1 protein-coding gene is annotated in these 805 nt (G+C 35.2%); it reads left to right on the top strand.

The features are described from left to right. Positions 1-26: 26 nt before the first annotated feature. Positions 27-805: ERF family protein (locus tag BN338_RS09240; RefSeq protein ID WP_198003702.1), on the top strand; the 779-nt coding region annotated here is incomplete at its 3' end.

Below are 805 nucleotides of genomic sequence, written 5' to 3'. Positions count from 1 at the left end.
GTTGTACTTTAATGGAGGAAATCAAGATGAATGAACAAAACACGAACTTAACAGAAGTAAATAAAACAAACGATTGTGAAATCAAACCTACAGCTATGGAGCTTATTTTAGAAAAAGCTTTAGAAAATGATGTCGATCTGGAACGTCTCAAGAGCCTTCTCGAATTGCGAGATAAAGAGATAGAACGACAAGAGCGCCAGAACTTTGTCCGTGATCTTTCTACTATGCAAATGGAATATAAAAATATCGAACAAAACGCCCTTAATACACATACTAAAAGCACCTATACAACGCTTGATAAATACATTGATGCTATCAAAGAATCTCTTGCAAAATATCACTTTGCCTTGTTCTCTCGTATCAAAGAGCAGAGTTCAAATGGCATAACTGTAGAAATGACTTTAAAGCATATATCAGGCAATGAGATATCAACACAAGGAACATTTCCTTTTGATACTACAGGAAGTAAAAACAACGTACAAGCGGTAGGCTCTACGATCACTTACGCACGTCGATATCTCTTAGGCATGCTTCTTAATGTTGCAAGAAAAGAAGACGATACAGATGGAATAACACTTCTTGCAGGTATCTCTCCTGAACAGATGAATGAAATCAAAGAATTAATTAACAAAACACAATCTGAAGAAAGTAGGCTTCTCTCTTTCATAGGAGTAAAAAAGCTAAAAGATATGTCTTATAAACAAGCACAAACCGCTTTGTTTTCTTTGAAAAAAAAGCAACGAAAGCAAATGGAAGAAGCTCAACAAAAGCAAATAAACGCACCTATACCAGATATTGAATATGC

The sequence above is a fragment of the Bartonella queenslandensis AUST/NH15 genome (assembly GCF_000312585.1).
Taxonomy (GTDB): domain Bacteria; phylum Pseudomonadota; class Alphaproteobacteria; order Rhizobiales; family Rhizobiaceae; genus Bartonella; species Bartonella queenslandensis_A.
This window is presented reverse-complemented; position numbering and strand designations above follow the sequence as displayed.